A 741-nucleotide genomic window follows, 5' to 3' on the forward strand; every position below is an offset into this window, starting at 1 on the left:
TCGATCTAGGAGTACTTTAGATCTCACTATTGGTACCTACATCATTTTGTGTGTTGTTTTTATTCAATCATAATACGGCATACGATTAAGACAGATGTTGGGGGGGTGTAGAGGAGAATAGAAGAGACATGCCCTTACTATTTTTTTTTTTCGGCGGGTCGGCCGGGATAATATCTCTTTATCGCGATGAAAGTGAAGATATGCGTCGTGGCGGTGCGCCCCGGCAAAGGGCGCGCCTGGGCGGCTGGTTCTACGCGGTGGCAGCGGCGCTGGCCTTCGCCGTCACCGGCCTGGAGCCGGTATACCGGGTCGCGGCGCTGGCGACGGTGGCGGTCCTGTTCGCGCTGGCCTGCCTGCGGGTGCTGGTGCCGCTGGCGGCGCAGCCGGACGAGCGCGGCGCCTTGCGCTACCTGCGCGCGATCTGGGCGGTGGTGCTGGCCAATACCCTGGTGTGGGGCGCGTTCAGCGCCTGGGCGCAGGCGGCCCTGCCGGATCCCGCGCCGCTGATCGCTTTGCTGTTCTCCGGCGCGTTCGGCATGGCCCTGGCGCACACCATGTGCATTCGCACCGTGCCGTCGATGCTGCCCATCCTGCTGGTGATGCTGCCGACCCAGGCGGTGCTGTGGCGCAACGTGTCGGCTGGCGTCGGTGCGATGTGGCTGATCTACACTGTGTATATGCTGTTGGTGATGCGCCGCAGCCACCGCGAGTACCGCACCCGGATCGAGCTGGAGGAGGAAC

1 protein-coding gene is annotated in these 741 nt (G+C 62.6%); it reads left to right on the forward strand.

The window, feature by feature from the left end:
- Positions 1 to 200: 200 nt before the first annotated feature.
- Positions 201 to 741 (forward strand): hypothetical protein (locus CSC70_RS13825; RefSeq protein WP_211369506.1); only part of this gene is annotated, 541 nt, incomplete at its 3' end.

The organism is Pseudoxanthomonas kalamensis DSM 18571, assembly GCF_010211745.1.
GTDB lineage: Bacteria > Pseudomonadota > Gammaproteobacteria > Xanthomonadales > Xanthomonadaceae > Pseudoxanthomonas_A > Pseudoxanthomonas_A kalamensis.